This window comes from Neobacillus sedimentimangrovi (assembly GCF_010614825.1).
GTDB classification, from domain to species: Bacteria; Bacillota; Bacilli; order Bacillales; family Cytobacillaceae; genus Neobacillus; species Neobacillus thermocopriae.
Genome location: NZ_JAAFZF010000013.1, coordinates 23,095 through 38,711, shown reverse-complemented (window position 1 = coordinate 38,711; position 15,617 = coordinate 23,095). Strand labels below are relative to the sequence as shown.

Here is a 15,617-nt window from a genome sequence, read left to right as displayed (position 1 = left end):
AAGAATCCCATCATTACCATATTATAAAGTAAAAGGTTACATCATGTAAATAATGGTTTCAAATTAGTTTGAGACAAGTGCTTGATAGGAGCAAGTGTCACATCCAGTAAACATATTTTCCATTTCAATTAATTCAACTGAATCAAATAGGGATTCAAACATCCCTTTCAAAAATTCTTGATGCATGTTGCAAACGATATTCGGATGTTCTCCAGCTATTTCTTTAAATGGACAGTTATAAATCCGGAAGTAAATTTTTGTTTTTTCGCCATTTACTTCAAATTCGGGGTAAAAACCTGCTAGTGTAGCTGCATTCTTTAATATACTTAGCTTTTCGTCAAAATCTAATTCATTCCCGTTTTTTCTTTTTGCCTTTTCTTGCTCGATTAATTCCATGCCAAATTTCTTGCCTGTTATAAAAAGTGCCTCTCTTCCCTTATCTCCAAGAGTGAGCATCGTTTGAATGGCTACCTTTGATAAAAGCATGTAATCGCGGAATGGAAAATACAATTGAATTACATCGTTAGATAATCGATACAATCTGCTAGGTCTTCCACCTTTTCCAGTTTTTTTTGTTTCTGATATAAGCATGTTCACATCTTCAAGCTTTGAAAGATGTAATCGTGCAACATTTGGGTGGATTTGAAAATGATCAGCGATCTCTTGAACAGTTACCTCACTATGACTTTTAATAATGTATTGATAAATATAATATCTAGTTGGATCTGACAAAACATTGGTTATCTTTAATGTTTGTTCCATCTCGGTTCACCTCGGACCCCTTGATTTATTCCATTATAATATAGCTAATGGTAGGAGGGAATGGCGTTTACAACGTAACCACTATAAGTTTAGAAAATGTTCACAATTTCCCTCGATTGTTTGTAAAAAATTGGAAGTTTTGACCGATTCATCTTATCTTTTGACTTACATTGATTCGCCTCATCTCCTCGTGCTTCCTATATCTCAGTTGGAGGCCACCATAAGGAAATCTACGGCAGCATCAACAACGCACGGCCGAAAGCGATAGCTTTTGGGAGGAGGTCATACGCCGCTGGGCAGGGGGCTTACGCTTTTCTATCAAAGATAAGTAAGCACTATCTTGACCTAGACGAATGTCTAGCTCCAGCCCCCTAGCGTCTAGTGCCCTTCGGTCTCCGCCCTACGATAAGTCAACATCGAGTCGCCTTGGCTCCTCGTGTTTCCTTTATCTCAGTTGGAGTACCTCCAGGTCATACGCCGCTGGGCAGGGGGCTTACGCTTTTCTTATAAAAATTTTTTCGAAAAAAGAAGGAAATGAATGAATGTTGTCGAATATCAATAATGACAAAGAAAAAAGGCGGTGGTAGCTATTGTTAGCTCAATTGAAATTTTAGCTAATAGGATTATTACAGATGCTGCAAGAAATCACGCAACAGACATTCATATCATTCCCCGCAAGGATGACACCCTTGTTCAAATCCGTTTAACAAACAAACTCATTCCTCGCTTAACCCTTCCTAAAGATGAATGTGACAAACTTATTTCCCATTTTAAATTTACTGCTAATATGGACATCGGTGAAAGAAGGCGTCCTCAAAGCGGAGCAATTTTTTGTAAGGTGAACGGACAATTAATGGGTCTTAGACTATCCACTCTTCCTTCTAACAATCGGGAAAGTCTTGTGATCAGGCTTTTGCCTCAGCAAGAACAAATCCCATTTCATCAACTATCACTCTTTCCTTCGATGACTCGCAAACTATTGGCACTCCTCAAACATGCTCATGGTTTAATCATTTTTACCGGGCCAACTGGCAGTGGTAAAACGACTACCCTTTATTCCCTATTAAATGAAACTGCCCACCTATTTCATCGGAATGTAATTACCCTTGAAGATCCGATAGAGAAGAATTATGACTCGGTACTGCAAGTGCAGGTGAACGAAAAAGCAGGTGTGACGTATGCAGCAGGGTTAAAGGCGATTTTGCGCCATGACCCAGATATTATTATGGTGGGTGAAATCCGTGATGCTGAAACAGCAAGAATCGCAGTTAGAGCTTCTTTAACGGGACATTTAGTGCTTAGTACTATGCATACAAGGGATGCAAAAGGCGCTGTTTTTCGTTTGCATGAGTTTGGGGTGAATTGGTTGGAAGTGGAGCAAACCTTAATAGCAGTTACCGGACAAAGATTAGTTGAATTAACATGTCCATTTTGTAATGGAGAATGTTCTCCGTTTTGTTATTCCTATGGAAGATGGAAGCGAGCAAGTGTCTTTGAACTGTTGTCGGGGCGAAATTTAAGCGCGGTAATGAAGGCAGCAAGGGGAGAAGAGTCAGAAACAAATTATCGCACATTAAAACAAGTGATTAAAAAAGGAATTGCCTTAGGCTATATTAAAGAATCTGAATATGATCGGTTGGTTTATGATGATGCGTAAACGTAAATGGACAATGAATGAACAAGCTAACTTTTTGAAAAGAATTGGTGAACTTCTAGCCCGAGGTTACCCAACCGCTGAAGCCATTGAATCCATTTCATTGCATTTCCCTCCTAACCGTAAGGACGAGTTGCATAACTGCTTAGAAGATTTAAGGAATGGGTTTCCATTTCATGATTGTTTAGAGAAAATGGGATTTCATAGAGATTTAATTGGTTATGTCTATTTCGCTGAGCAGCATGGAAGTTTTTCTGAGGCACTTATGGAAGGTAGCAACCTTGCATTAATGAAGGATAAAGATTTACGCAAATTAATAAAGTTGTTGCAATATCCATTGCTGCTTATGTGTATTACTGGTTTTTTATTTGTATTTGTTCAGAAAACATTATTGCCGCGATTTACTACACTGTTCAGTACACTGGGGCTAGAAGCGAATTTCTTTACTAAAGTGATTTATGCTTTTGATGTATTTTTCCCCGTTATGATGCTCATCTTGCTTGCCATTTTTATATTAATGGTAATTTATTACTGTTTTTTCTTCAGAAAATACTCCATTTTAAAGCAGCGTTCGTTACTAATTCGACTGCCGATTATAGGTAGAATCTTCAAATTGCTGTTTACCCATTATTTTTCCATTCAATTAAGTTTTCTGTTATCGGGAGGTATTTCCGTTTCTGAAGCACTTAAGATTTTTGAACAAAACAAAAAACAGCCTTTCTATAGTCAGCTTGGAAAAGAGATTAAATGGAGACTGGTTAGTGGCAATCATTTAGATCAAATATTGGCGTCATTTGCTTTTTTTGAAAAGGAATTGCCAATGATTGTTAAACACGGTCAGGAAAACGGAAAGCTGGAACAGGAATTACTATTTTTCAGCAAGCATTGTGTGACCATGATGGAGGAATTAATTGAAAAGAGGCTAAAAACAATCCAACCTCTTTTATATTTGTTTATCGGTGTACTAGTTGTTTCCATGTATTTAGCAATCTTATTACCAATGTTCCATTTACTTGATGGAATTTAATGATGGAGGTTTACAAATGAAACGTATTTATGTAACAAACGAAAATGGTTTTACATTAATTGAGATGATGATCGTTATGCTGGTTATTTCCATCCTATTAATCGTAACCATACCAAATGTGGGAAAACATAATTCGAATATTAATAAAAAAGGCTGTGATGCCTATGTAAAAATGGTCCAATCCCAGGTGGAGGCATATAAAATGGATAAAAACAAGGTGCCTACACTTGAGGAACTTAAATCTGAAGGATATTTAAACGATACAAAGGGTTGTCCAAATGGAAAACAGATTGAAATAGATGCGGAAGGTAATGTTTCTGTTATTAGCTCAACTGGAACTGGCGCTGGCTCGTCATGAAGAATGACCAAAGAGGATTTACTTTAGTTGAATCATTAGTAGTTTTATCGATATTTATCCTTCTTTCATCAGTAACTGTTTTTTCTTTAAAACCACAATATTCCTCTATGGATGAAAAAGCATTTTTCACCCAATTGAAGGCTGATTTATATTATGCTCAAATCTATGCAATCTCTCATCAACAGGAAGTATCCGTTTCTATTTTTCCAAATCAATTTCAATACATTATTTGGGTGAGACCGAACGAAAAGCCTATAATTAAAAGAAACTATTCCACAAATTTATATCTTAAAGAAGGATCAATTCCTTTGGCTTTCAAGTTTCTTCAAGATGGAAATATTGATAAGTTTGGTTCATTCTATATTCAATCGGAAAAAAAGACATATCGAATGACATTTTTAATAGGAAAAGGCAGATTTTATGTTACAGAGCAATAAAGGATTTTTCTTACTTGAACTACTATTATCATTGTCTATCATATTTATGATTTCATTGTATTTTATTCCACTGTGGATAAATTTAAAGGAACAATCAAAAAAACTTGAGATTGAAAATAAGCTTCGTCAGATCGTTTATGAAGAGCTGCAAGCAAAAATCATGGATGATCAACTACCACAGAATTATAGGATAAGTGAAAATGGTGTTGAATTTAATGTATATTGGCGGGAGGCATCTGGCCTAATGGAGGTGTGTGTAAGAGTTGAGAATCATCCACTATATCCCGTTACGAAAGAAATATGCGGTTTACTCGAATGAAAAGGCTTTTACATTAATTGAAGTCCTTTATGCCCTCGCTATTTTTTCAATTATTATCTTTTTTATACAGCCTGTATTGCAAATGATTCTTGATCATCGAGATTCTAATGCTTCCTTACAGAATATGGAGTGGCAGGTCTTTTGTGCACAATTGAAAAAAGAGATCCGCTTTGCAAGTCATGTAGAGGTTGTCTCTGGAAAGCTATTTTTGAAAAATGATAATGATGAAACGGTTATATATGAGAAATATGGTTCAAATCTTAGAAGGAGAGTGAATTTTACTGGCCATGAAATCGTCCTTCAGAATGTAGATCAATATATTTTTAGTCTCCAGAGAAATGCCGTGAAAGTGACTGTTAAGCATCTCAATGGAAAAGTCCAATCATTTATTGGTTATTCTCTAATTAATAGGGATATATCCGCATGATAAACAATGAAAAGGGATTCACCTATCCACTCACATTATGCCTGCTCATCATATTTCTGTTGTTTTTTTCTATGCATACACAAAAATTGATAACTGAAAGAAAAATGAGTCTAGAAATGGCGTTAATTCTTCAACAGGAATATTATTTTTTGTCATCGGTAAAAAAGGTTGAAAATATGTATCAAAGCATGGGAACCATTCCGCCAAGTGGAACAATACCATTTCAGAAAGGAATCATGAAATATCAAACGGACCCACCTATGGAATATTTACTAAAGGTAAACTTTACACTTTCACTTCAATCAGGTGAAACCGTCTTAGGCAAAGGGTATTTTGATATGAGGACAAAAAAATTAACAAGATGGACTGTATTTTAGTAACCGTTTAAAATTCACAGAAATGGGCATACTTGTTAATGTAAATTAAAGGCAGGTGTGTCTATGAAAACAAACGATTATATCAAATACATGACTCAAACTATTGTCAAATATGTCGATCAGCCAAAAGATGAACGCAAGCGGATTCGATTAGAGAAAAAACAGAGAAAAGCATCATTTTGGTATCGTTGGTTTGGGATATTACCTTATATTCTCTATTCTGAAATTAAAAGAGGAAGAAAATAAGAATGAACGAATGAACCCGCAAGTTTACAAGACATAACTTGCGGGTATTCTTGTTTATATGGCTTTATCCGTTAAGTAAAAAAGACCTCCATTAATAAATGAAATATGAATCTTTGGTTCATATTGCTCCTGTAGTGCCTTTTTTTCTATTTCATAACTATCTGCTGCTTCGTCTTTGGCATCTTCATAAAAATGGTCTAAAAGTTTTAAATCCTTATCCCATCGTTCTCTTGCTTCGTCCGCCCATGTGTGATCTTCGCTTTCAATAGCCGATTTTAAGTATCGTTCAATTCTCAGCATGCCGCTTTTTGGTTTCACAAGCGGTGATAAGGTAAAAGAGTAATCAGGGATTTTGGGGGTTAAAGGTATATTTAATAGCTGATCATGAAAATTTTCTATCATTCTTCCGTTAATAAGTTGTAGGCCAATGGATTTAAAAACATCACGCTTTCTGTCACATTGATAAGAAATTTTCACATTTATGCAAAGCCAGGGATATAAAGCAGTCTGTTGATTTCGGTTCTGATGATTTTCATAAAGCCGGATATATCTTGCCAATTTTTTGGTTGATTCAAATATTTGATGAAGCCGGGGAGAACCGAAATGAATGACTTCTCCTTTAATTTTTTCTGGTGCTATTTTTTGATCGGTAATAAGGGTAAGTCTCATTGGATTAGGGATTCCCCCTGTTTTCTCTAAATAGTGCCAGTAAAATGGACGATTCATTAATTCTTTATCCATTTTTACTGTTAATTGGACAGTCATATAGCCGGGCTTATTATCAATGATAGGACATTCATTGGCACGAAAGTAGCTTAAAAGAAAGTTATGAATTTCCTGCTGCTGCATGATTATCACCCTCCTTTAATTGTTGGGCAAATTCGATCATTGAAGAGAGGTTATCCATTTTAATTCGCATTTCTCCTTCAGAATTGGAATTGCTGAAGATATCTATTAAATGATCTTCAATATTGCCGAATTCTAATTTTGTTAAGATATCATCTAACTCTCCAATCACTTTCTCAAATAATTCAATTTTCTCATATAATAGTTTTAAAATATGTTCCTCTACTGTATTTTTGATGGCAAAATTATAGATCATAACATCTTTTTCTTGTCCTAAACGATGGATACGGCCAATTCGCTGTTCCAGCCTCATCGGATTCCAAGGCAAATCGAAATTAATGATATGATTGCAAAATTGCAAATTAATTCCTTCTCCTCCTGCTTCGGTTGCTATAAGGACTTGTGCATGTTTCTGAAATAGCTCACGCATCCAATCTTTTTTTCCTCTCTTGAAACCACCGCGGAAGGGAACAGAGGTAATGCCGTTTTGTTTTAAAAACCATTGAAGATAAAGTTGGGTTGCCCGATATTCAGTAAAAATAATGACTTTATCATTAATTTTTTGAATCAATTCAAGGGCTTTTTCCGCTTTAGAATTACGTTTAACAGCTTCTACTTTTTTTATTAAGAAATCAATTTGATTTTGAAAGGATTGGGATGGATCCTCCTTTTTTTGTAGCATGTTTTTCAATGTATAAAAAACAGCCTCTCTACTTGAGCATGCTTCTCGTTGTAGCGTCATAACAGAGAAACTACTTGTTTGAAACCATTCCCCTATATCCTTTAGTTGTGAAATAGAGTTGTAAAGATCCCATTCTTCATCCGAAAATTCAATTGGTATAGTTTCAACATGCCGCTTCGTCCATTTAATTCCTGTATCAGCCCTCCGATTTCGGATCATCACCTTATTTACAAGTTCTTTTAAATGCTCATCATCATTTAAGGAACGTGAGTCTCGTTTGTATTTTTCATAAAACACGCTCTCACTCCCTAAATGTCCCGGTTTTAACAAAGATACGAGATTAAAGATTTCTTCAATTCGATTTTGAATGGGTGTAGCAGTAAGCAATAAACAAAATTTCTTTTTTAAATTTTGTACAAATTCGTAGTTTTTTGTTTTATTATTTTTTAATTTATGGGCTTCATCGATAATAACAAGATCATAATTTTGCTTGTAAATAATATCTCGATGGGGGTTCCGCTTCGCAGTGTCGATCGAAGAAACAATGACATCACACTGGTCCCATACATAGCTTTTTCTTTGGGTGACTGCAGGAATATAAAATTTATTATTTAACTCTTGTGCCCACTGAGTAACTAAGGAAGCTGGAACGAGAATGAGTGCTTTTTTTACTAAACCGCGAATCATATATTCTTTTAATATTAAACCTGCTTCAATTGTCTTACCGAGTCCAACTTCATCAGCAAGAATAGCTTTTCCGTTCATATTTTCAATCACTTGTTTAGCAGTTTCTAATTGATGAGGTAACGGGGTGAGATTTGGTAAATAATTTGGTGCTTGTAAACCTTCAAATTCAGGTATGACTAAATGCTTTTCTACCATGATAGCGAGTTTAAATAATTCCCAATTTCCCCATGGACCGTCATGGTCTATTTTATGCAAAAAATCATCCTGCCAGGTGGAATCAAATTGAATTTCAATTGTCATTTTTTCAGCTCCTTTTCACCCAAAAATTATTGCCCAATATAATGTTTTAATGGTAGGATGATAATAGTGAAAGTTTTAAATTTTTGAATAAGAAAAACTATATGTAACGTATAGTTAGTATGACCCAATTGGAAAATATTATAATAGCGAATGAAAACAAGGGGAGAGACTACCTTTGTAGCGCCGAAGGAGCAAGCATCTGTTGTGAATCTCTCAGGCAAAAGAACTCTTGTTGGACGCAGCTCTGGAGAGTGCTGGTAAGTTAAGCAGCCACCAAAGGGGAAAGCCAATTAGGTAAACTTTCAGGTGAAAGGACAGAGACCTTCTTTATTGTTAAAAGGGGGTTTTCTGTCCTTTTTTATGTGTTAATAGTTTCCCTTAAACAAGTTGGGCTCATCTTGTGCTTGAGACTTTATTACAAATTATGCTTATAAAACGAAGGGGGATTTTTGGATGACTGAGTTAAAACGAACTCCGCTTTTTGAACTTTATAAGGAATATGGAGGAAAAACAATTGATTTTGGGGGATGGGAGCTTCCAGTTCAATTCTCAAGTATAAAAGAGGAGCATGAAGCCGTCCGTACAAAGGCAGGTTTATTTGATGTTTCCCATATGGGGGAGATTGAAGTCAAGGGTTCTGATAGCCTCCCATATTTACAAAAAATGATGACAAATGATATTTCAAAAATTAAAAATGGCGGCGCCCAATATACGGCCATGTGCTATGAAAACGGTGGTACGGTTGACGATCTTTTAGTCTACAAAATAGAAGATAATCATTACTTACTAGTCGTGAATGCGTCCAATATCGAGAAGGATTATAAATGGCTTGAAAAGCATATAGAAGGGGATGTAACTCTCGAAAATTTATCAGAGAAAACAGCCCAGCTAGCTCTGCAGGGGCCACTTGCTGAAAAAGTGTTACAAAAACTTGCAGGTGAACAAGATTTAAGTCAAATCGGTTTCTTTAAATTTCAACAGGATGTAGTCTTTGCTGGCAAAAAAGTTCTCATTTCTAGAACTGGTTATACCGGTGAAGATGGTTTTGAAATTTATTGTGATGCTAAAGATGCCCAAGAATTATGGAGAGCTATTTTGGAGGCTGGAAAAGAAGAGGGTGTTGTTCCTTGTGGTTTAGGAGCACGCGATACCCTTCGTTTTGAAGCAAACCTAGCCTTATATGGACAAGAATTGACTCCGGAAATTTCACCGCTTGAGGCAGGGATAGGTTTTGCTGTCAAATTAAATAAAGAAGCCGATTTTATTGGAAAAGAAGCTCTAAAACAACAAAAAGAAAAAGGTTTAACTAGAAAAATAGTTGGTATTGAGATGATTGACCGTGGAATTCCACGTCATGGATATCAAGTGTTTAAAGGTGAGACTCAAATTGGTGAAGTGACTACAGGTACCCAATCGCCAACATTAAAGAAAAATGTGGGTCTTGCTCTTATTTCCGCAGAATATACAGGGATTGATTCCGAGGTAGAGGTAGAAATTCGTGGAAAACGTTTAAAGGCAAAAGTAGTTCCAACACCTTTTTATAAAAGAGAAAAGTAATAGCTGAAAGGAGAATTGGTATGAAACATCGCTACTTACCGATGACAGAACAAGATAAGAAAGCCATGCTTGAGACAATTGGTGTTTCTAGTGTTGAAGAATTATTCAGCGATATTCCTGAAAAAGTTAGATTTAAAGGTGAGTATAATATTAAGCCAGCTAAATCAGAGACGGCTTTAATGAAAGAGCTATTTCAGTTGGCAGGGAAGAATGCAGACTTAAAAACAAATATTTCTTTTTTAGGTGCGGGAGTATATGACCACTATATGCCTGTGATTGTGGATCACGTGATATCAAGATCTGAGTTCTATACAGCATATACCCCATATCAGCCGGAAATTTCTCAAGGGGAACTGCAGGCCATTTTTGAATTCCAAACTATGATTTGTGAACTAACAGGAATGGATGTAGCAAACTCCTCTATGTATGACGGTGGAACCGCTCTTGCTGAGGCTGCAATGTTGAGTGCTGGTCATACAAAACGAAAAACGATTCTGGTTTCAAATGCGGTTCATCCGGAGTCTCGTGAGGTTCTTAAAACATATGCAAAGGGTCAATATCTTGAGGTAATCGAGATTCCAACAAAGGATGGAATTACAGATATCGAGGCATTAAAAGGTTTAATCAATAATGATGTAGCTGCTGTTATTTTACAATATCCAAACTTTTTTGGCAGAATTGAACCTTTGAATGAGTTCGAAGAAGTTATTCATGAAAATAAAGCGATGTTTGTTGTTTCCAGTAACCCGTTATCATTAGGTATTTTAACACCTCCAGGAAAATTCGGTGCTGACATTGTTGTCGGGGATGCACAACCGTTTGGAATCCCAACTGCTTTCGGTGGACCACACTGTGGTTATTTTGCCGTAACCAGTAAGTTAATGCGTAAAGTTCCAGGGCGTTTAGTTGGTCAAACAACAGACGATCAAGGCCGTCGTGGATTCGTTTTAACCCTTCAGGCACGTGAACAGCATATTCGCCGTGATAAAGCGACTTCGAATATTTGCTCTAACCAAGCATTGAATGCTCTAGCCGCTTCTGTTGCGATGACCGCTCTAGGGAAAAAAGGGGTACGTGAAATGGCTGCAGCCAATTTGCAGAAAGCTCATTATGCTAAAACGGCGCTTAAAGAGGCGGGCTTTACAATTGTTTATGATGGTCACTGCTTTAATGAGTTCATTGTGAAATTAAATAAACCGGTTAAAGAGGTAAATGCACAGTTGCTGCAAAAAGGAATCATTGGCGGTTATGATTTAGGTCGTGATTACCCTGAATTGTCCAATCACATGCTTCTTGCTGTTACAGAACAAAGAACAAAGGATGAAATCGATACATTAGTGAAAGAATTGGGGGATTTGCATGCATAATCAAGATCAGAAGCTGATTTTTGAAATAAGTACTCCAGGACGGGTCGGATACAGTCTTCCTGAGATGGATGTTCCAGAGCTAGATGTGAATTCTCTTCTCCCAGAAGGATATTTACGTGAGGAGGAGCCGATGCTCCCAGAGGTTTCCGAGTTGGATATTATGCGTCACTATACGGCCCTTTCAAGAAGAAATCACGGGGTCGATTCAGGATTTTATCCTCTTGGTTCTTGTACGATGAAATATAATCCAAAAATCAATGAAAATGTCGCCCGCTTTAATGGATTTGCTCATATTCATCCACTTCAGGATGAAAGTTCCGTTCAAGGGGCACTTGAGCTTTTATACGATCTTCAGCAGCATTTAAAAGAGATCACTGGTATGGATGAAGTAACACTTCAGCCGGCAGCAGGCGCTCATGGGGAATGGACCGGTTTAATGATGATTCGCGCTTACCATGAAGCGAATGGCGATTTTAAACGTACAAAGGTTATTGTTCCTGACTCTGCGCACGGAACCAACCCTGCTTCTGCTACAGTGGCAGGTCTTGAAACAATAACCGTTAAATCAAATGAAGATGGTCTTGTAGATTTAGAGGATTTAAGAAGAGTTGTTGGCGAAGACACAGCTGCACTGATGTTAACTAATCCGAATACACTTGGATTGTTTGAAGAACATATTGTGGAGATTGCTGAAATTATTCATGAAGCCGGCGGCAAGGTTTATTATGACGGTGCAAACCTAAACGCAGTGCTTTCTAAAGCAAGACCAGGAGATATGGGTTTTGATGTAGTGCATTTGAATCTTCATAAAACCTTTACTGGTCCTCACGGAGGAGGCGGTCCTGGTTCCGGCCCTGTTGGTGTAAAAGCTGATCTTATTCCATTCCTGCCGAAACCAATTATCACTAAACGCGGTGATGAATATGTGTTAGATTATGACCGTCCTCAATCAATCGGACGAGTGAAACCGTATTATGGAAACTTTGGAATCAATGTCCGTGCCTACACATATATTCGTTCTATGGGGCCGGATGGCTTAAAAGCTGTCACAGAACATGCGGTGTTAAATGCAAACTACATGATGAGAAGGCTAGCTGAATATTATGACCTTCCATTTAATAAACATTGTAAACATGAGTTTGTTTTAAGTGGAAAACGTCAGAAGAAGCTAGGGGTCCGTACGCTAGATATTGCCAAGCGCTTGCTTGATTTTGGATTCCATCCGCCTACCATCTACTTCCCATTAAATGTGGAAGAATGTATTATGATTGAACCAACCGAAACAGAATCAAAAGAAACTCTTGATTCATTTATTGATATTATGATCCAAATTGCGAAGGAAGCGGAAGAAAATCCTGAAATCGTCCAAGAGGCCCCTCATACTACGGTTGTAGGCCGCTTAGATGAAACGACAGCTGCTCGAAAACCTATTTTAAAATATCAAAGAGTTGAATAAAAAAAGGGGGGCTGTCCGAAAAGTGGTATTTCAGCCGAAATCTTTATAAAAGCAAAACCCAAGAATGCTGTTAAATCAACATTCTTGGGTTTTTAATTTGGGTTCATTTTTCTCTTAAATGGACTTTTTAGACAGCCCCTTTTTTAGTAGAAGATCTACCAACACTTAAAGGTAAATGGAACAGAAAAATAAATAATTACAACTGTTTATTTTATGGTGATTTATATAAAAAAGGAGGATGGTAATAACTTCGAAAAAAATCAACTGATTGGATACTGACTTATTATACAACATTTGTACTAGATCATTTACAAAGATAATAATATACTTCGTTTTTTGTTATGAAAAAAAGGTTCCCCGACGTCCTGGGAACCTTCTTTGGCATTATTTTTTAGTTTTGATCTTTCCTGTCCAATTTTTAAATCCGCCCTGAAGCTGAGTGAGGTCTTTATAGCCTTTTTTATATAAAAACTGAGCTGCGCGAGCACTGCGTAAACCACTTTGGCAGTACAAATAAACCGGCTTATCAGGACGAATCTCCTTTAATCGCATGCGGAGCTGTGACATTGGGATATTACGAGCTCCTAAAATGTGACCGCCCTCAAACTCGTTCGGTTCACGTACATCAATTAGCTGTGCTTTTCGGTAGCCTGCACGAAATTCTTCCTCCGTAACCGTTTTTACAATTTTCTTTTGATAAAAATACGTAAAAACGGAATAGAGGATAATTACTCCTAAAATAATGAATAAAACATAAAGTGAATTCAACTTCTTCTTGCTCCTTTCAAGCTTGGCTGCACTAGTAATTATTATATAAGTCCTTCACTTAAATATAAAGAAAAATAGACAAAATTCTTGGGAAAAAATATACGCAAATCTTCTCATTTTGAAATTGTTTTTTAATTTGGTAGACTAAAAAACGGATTATATTTTTTAAAATGGGGTTTTGGAATGAAAAAGGAAATTTGGCGTTTTATCGATTCCGGAAACAGCTCGCCATCTTTTAACATGGCATTGGATGAAGCGTTGCTTGATTGGCATAGTCAGGGAAAAATACCACCTGTGATTCGGTTTTATGGATGGGACCCTCCTACACTTTCAATCGGTTATTTTCAGAAGGTGGAAAAAGAAATTGATATGGATGCCGTTAAAGAGCATAATCTTGGTTTTGTAAGAAGACCAACTGGAGGAAGAGGTGTTTTGCATGAACACGAGCTTACTTACAGTGTCATTGTTTCGGAGGAGCATCCAAAGATGCCTAAAACGGTAACAGAGGCTTATCGTGTTATTTCGGAAGGCATTTTAAATGGTTTTCATCATTTAGGGCTTGAAGCTTATTTTGCGATTCCAAAAACATTAGAAGAGCGGGATTCATTGAAAAATCCACGTTCTGCTGTATGTTTTGATGCCCCAAGTTGGTATGAGCTTGTGGTAGAGGGAAGAAAAGTTGCAGGTAGTGCGCAAACTAGGCAAAAAGGAGTCATTCTTCAGCATGGTTCCATTCTCTTGGATTTAGATGAGGAAAAGTTGTTTAGTTTATTCAAATATCCAAATGAGAGGGTTAAGGAACGAATGAAAAAGTCCTTTAAGGACAAAGCGGTTGCTATTAATGACATCAGTCCAAGAAGAATTACGCTTGAGGAAGCGAAAGATGCTTTTTATAAGGGCTTTGCTGAGGGATTAAATATCGAACTAGAACCATATCAATTATCAGATGAAGAACTGGAATATGTTAACCAAATAGCGAAGAATCGCTATGAAAATAACGAATGGAATTTTAAAAGATAAATAAAAGCGGCTGCACCCGTTAACGTTTTACCAAGTGGTGGCCGCTTTTTCGTTTTTTATCATTTTTGAAATCAAGGTGCGAAATTTGTTAAAATTACTCAGTTTTAATGAAAAAATAGTTCTTTGCTATGCCATTCTTTAAAATCTAGTATTTTTTAAGTTTGACAAAATAAGTGTTTTTTGTCTTAGATACAATATATAGGGGTACATAATACGATTTGTGTACTATATATTGATTTTTTAGTTGCTTTTTATTGTTTCTGTATGTTAATTTAGTTTTATTAACTAACAAGAACTAGAATAGCTTACTAGAAGGAACATAGCTATAGAATTTATTGATAAAGGAGTTGTATTCATGTCTGTAGTATTTAGGCAAAATATGAATATTGATTTTGGGAGGTTGAATGAGGACATCCGCTTATTTCCTCAGGTGCACCCGGTTACACCAGATATGAAGATAACTCACAAGGGTGTTTCGCGCTTAGTCATGTTAGATCGCTACACCTTTAAAGACACAGAAAAAATAACCCTTACAAATGGCGATTTTGTTGTTCTTACGATTAAAGAAGACCCAAAATTCCCTGCCCGAGGCTTAGGATACATTCAAGAGATAGACTGGGAGAATAAGAAAGCAAAGGTGTTGGTTGAAGAGGAATTTCGAGGCGTTCTCGATGGTGATGCAGCCGAAACAGGAATGATTTGGTGCTCCCTTGATGTAATTGAAAAGCCTTTGGAACTGTTCTATGAGCAGATTGCCAAACGAGTTGCCACGGGTATTGCAGCAGTCGAGGAAACAGAAGAAAAACGGAAAGAATGGGCGGAGAAGTTTTATCAAGAGCTGGTAAACTTAAACTTCATTCCTGCTGGCCGCGTTCTTTATGGGGCTGGTGCAAACACTGAGGTGACATATTTCAATTGTTATGTAATGCCTTTTATTCCGGATTCACGTGAAGGTATTTCAGACCACCGAAAGCAGGTAATGGAAATCATGAGTCGCGGTGGCGGTGTAGGTACGAATGGATCAACATTAAGACCGCGCAATACCTTGGCAAGAGGTGTAAACGGAAAATCTTCTGGATCGGTTTCATGGCTGGATGACATTGCAAAATTGACACACCTTGTTGAGCAAGGTGGATCAAGACGTGGTAAAGCAGCCTAAGTGCCTCGTCTATAAAAAAACCTCGTGAATTGCTGGGAACTCTTTAATGACTAGTTGGCTACAACGAAACCGGAAACGGTAATCGTGAATGCTTAAAAACAACAGTGGATAAAGACAATCAGCAGCCAAGCTCCTACGTCTTTGAAAAAAGATATGGAGAAGGTTCAA

At 37.0% G+C, this 15,617-nt stretch carries 16 protein-coding genes, 1 pseudogene and 2 riboswitches; of the genes and pseudogenes, 13 read left to right on the top strand and 4 right to left on the bottom strand.

Translation table 11 applies throughout. The features are described 5' to 3' along the window. Positions 1-63 precede the first annotated feature (63 nt). Entirely contained in the window at positions 64-762 is a 699-nt protein-coding gene (locus GZA11_RS06670; protein ID WP_163183264.1) for a helix-turn-helix transcriptional regulator, read from the bottom strand. Positions 763-1,342: 580 nt separating this feature from the next. On the opposite strand from GZA11_RS06670, the gene comGA reads away from it, so the two are divergent. The 8 genes from comGA to GZA11_RS06630 all read left to right on the top strand — a co-directional run bounded on the left by comGA (position 1,343) and on the right by GZA11_RS06630 (position 5,607). Next, entirely contained in the window at positions 1,343-2,419 is a 1,077-nt protein-coding gene (gene comGA / locus GZA11_RS06665) for a competence type IV pilus ATPase ComGA (protein ID WP_051968185.1), read from the top strand. After that, positions 2,409-3,443 carry a competence type IV pilus assembly protein ComGB gene (gene comGB / locus GZA11_RS06660; protein ID WP_328822036.1) on the top strand — a complete coding sequence of 345 codons (1,035 nt, stop codon included), beginning with the start codon at positions 2,409-2,411 and terminating at the stop codon, positions 3,441-3,443. The genes comGA and comGB overlap by 11 nt, the downstream gene beginning before the upstream one ends. Positions 3,444-3,459: 16 nt before the next feature. Next, on the top strand, positions 3,460-3,801 hold the full coding sequence (gene comGC, locus GZA11_RS06655; protein ID WP_038541782.1) for a competence type IV pilus major pilin ComGC: 342 nt from the start codon (positions 3,460-3,462) through the stop codon (positions 3,799-3,801). Continuing rightward, entirely contained in the window at positions 3,798-4,238 is a 441-nt protein-coding gene (gene comGD, locus GZA11_RS06650; protein WP_038536116.1) for a competence type IV pilus minor pilin ComGD, read from the top strand. Before comGC ends, comGD begins: the two co-directional genes overlap by 4 nt. Next, a complete protein-coding gene (comGE, locus tag GZA11_RS06645; RefSeq protein ID WP_038536114.1) occupies positions 4,222-4,557 on the top strand; it encodes a competence type IV pilus minor pilin ComGE in 336 nt (111 codons plus the stop codon). The genes comGD and comGE overlap by 17 nt, the downstream gene beginning before the upstream one ends. Beyond that, positions 4,502-4,984 carry a competence type IV pilus minor pilin ComGF gene (gene comGF / locus GZA11_RS06640; RefSeq protein WP_051968184.1) on the top strand — a complete coding sequence of 161 codons (483 nt, stop codon included), beginning with the start codon at positions 4,502-4,504 and terminating at the stop codon, positions 4,982-4,984. Before comGE ends, comGF begins: the two co-directional genes overlap by 56 nt. Then, positions 4,981-5,361, top strand: coding sequence for a competence type IV pilus minor pilin ComGG (gene comGG / locus GZA11_RS06635; protein ID WP_038536111.1), 381 nt, complete (start codon positions 4,981-4,983; stop codon positions 5,359-5,361). Before comGF ends, comGG begins: the two co-directional genes overlap by 4 nt. A 63-nt stretch (positions 5,362-5,424) precedes the next feature. Further along, a complete protein-coding gene (locus GZA11_RS06630; RefSeq protein ID WP_038536107.1) occupies positions 5,425-5,607 on the top strand; it encodes a YqzE family protein in 183 nt (60 codons plus the stop codon). A 54-nt stretch (positions 5,608-5,661) separates the two neighbouring features. Here GZA11_RS06630 and GZA11_RS06625 read toward each other — a convergent pair whose 3' ends face one another. After that, positions 5,662-6,456 carry a YqhG family protein gene (locus GZA11_RS06625; protein WP_038536104.1) on the bottom strand — a complete coding sequence of 265 codons (795 nt, stop codon included), beginning with the start codon at positions 6,454-6,456 and terminating at the stop codon, positions 5,662-5,664. Continuing rightward, the gene (locus GZA11_RS06620) at positions 6,434-8,122 is read right to left on the bottom strand and encodes a DEAD/DEAH box helicase (RefSeq protein WP_163183263.1); all 1,689 of its coding nucleotides are present in this window, start codon (positions 8,120-8,122) and stop codon (positions 6,434-6,436) included. Before GZA11_RS06620 ends, GZA11_RS06625 begins: the two co-directional genes overlap by 23 nt. Before the next feature lie 150 nt (positions 8,123-8,272). Further along, positions 8,273-8,361: riboswitch (glycine riboswitch) on the top strand. A gap of 3 nt (positions 8,362-8,364) precedes the next feature. Then, positions 8,365-8,442, top strand: a riboswitch (glycine riboswitch). Positions 8,443-8,575: 133 nt separating this feature from the next. On the opposite strand from GZA11_RS06620, the gene gcvT reads away from it, so the two are divergent. The 3 genes from gcvT to gcvPB are packed head-to-tail and all read left to right on the top strand — an operon-like array spanning position 8,576 to position 12,502. Further along, positions 8,576-9,679 (top strand): glycine cleavage system aminomethyltransferase GcvT, encoded by a 1,104-nt coding sequence (gene gcvT, locus GZA11_RS06615; protein ID WP_163183262.1) that lies wholly within the window; start codon positions 8,576-8,578, stop codon positions 9,677-9,679. 20 nt (positions 9,680-9,699) lie between these two features. After that, positions 9,700-11,046 (top strand): aminomethyl-transferring glycine dehydrogenase subunit GcvPA, encoded by a 1,347-nt coding sequence (gene gcvPA / locus GZA11_RS06610; RefSeq protein WP_038536097.1) that lies wholly within the window; start codon positions 9,700-9,702, stop codon positions 11,044-11,046. Continuing rightward, positions 11,039-12,502 (top strand): aminomethyl-transferring glycine dehydrogenase subunit GcvPB, encoded by a 1,464-nt coding sequence (gene gcvPB, locus GZA11_RS06605; RefSeq protein ID WP_038536094.1) that lies wholly within the window; start codon positions 11,039-11,041, stop codon positions 12,500-12,502. Before gcvPA ends, gcvPB begins: the two co-directional genes overlap by 8 nt. Positions 12,503-12,886: 384 nt before the next feature. Here the strand turns inward: gcvPB and GZA11_RS06600 are convergent, their stop codons facing one another. Continuing rightward, the gene (locus tag GZA11_RS06600; RefSeq protein WP_038536093.1) at positions 12,887-13,270 is read right to left on the bottom strand and encodes a rhodanese-like domain-containing protein; all 384 of its coding nucleotides are present in this window, start codon (positions 13,268-13,270) and stop codon (positions 12,887-12,889) included. A 183-nt stretch (positions 13,271-13,453) separates the two neighbouring features. Here GZA11_RS06600 and GZA11_RS06595 point away from each other — a divergent pair, with 183 nt between their 5' ends. Then, positions 13,454-14,290, top strand: coding sequence for a lipoate--protein ligase family protein (locus GZA11_RS06595; protein ID WP_163183261.1), 837 nt, complete (start codon positions 13,454-13,456; stop codon positions 14,288-14,290). A gap of 355 nt (positions 14,291-14,645) precedes the next feature. Beyond that, positions 14,646-15,437 (top strand): annotated as a pseudogene (locus tag GZA11_RS06590) (ribonucleotide reductase N-terminal alpha domain-containing protein); the annotation flags it as partial. Positions 15,438-15,617 lie beyond the last annotated feature (180 nt).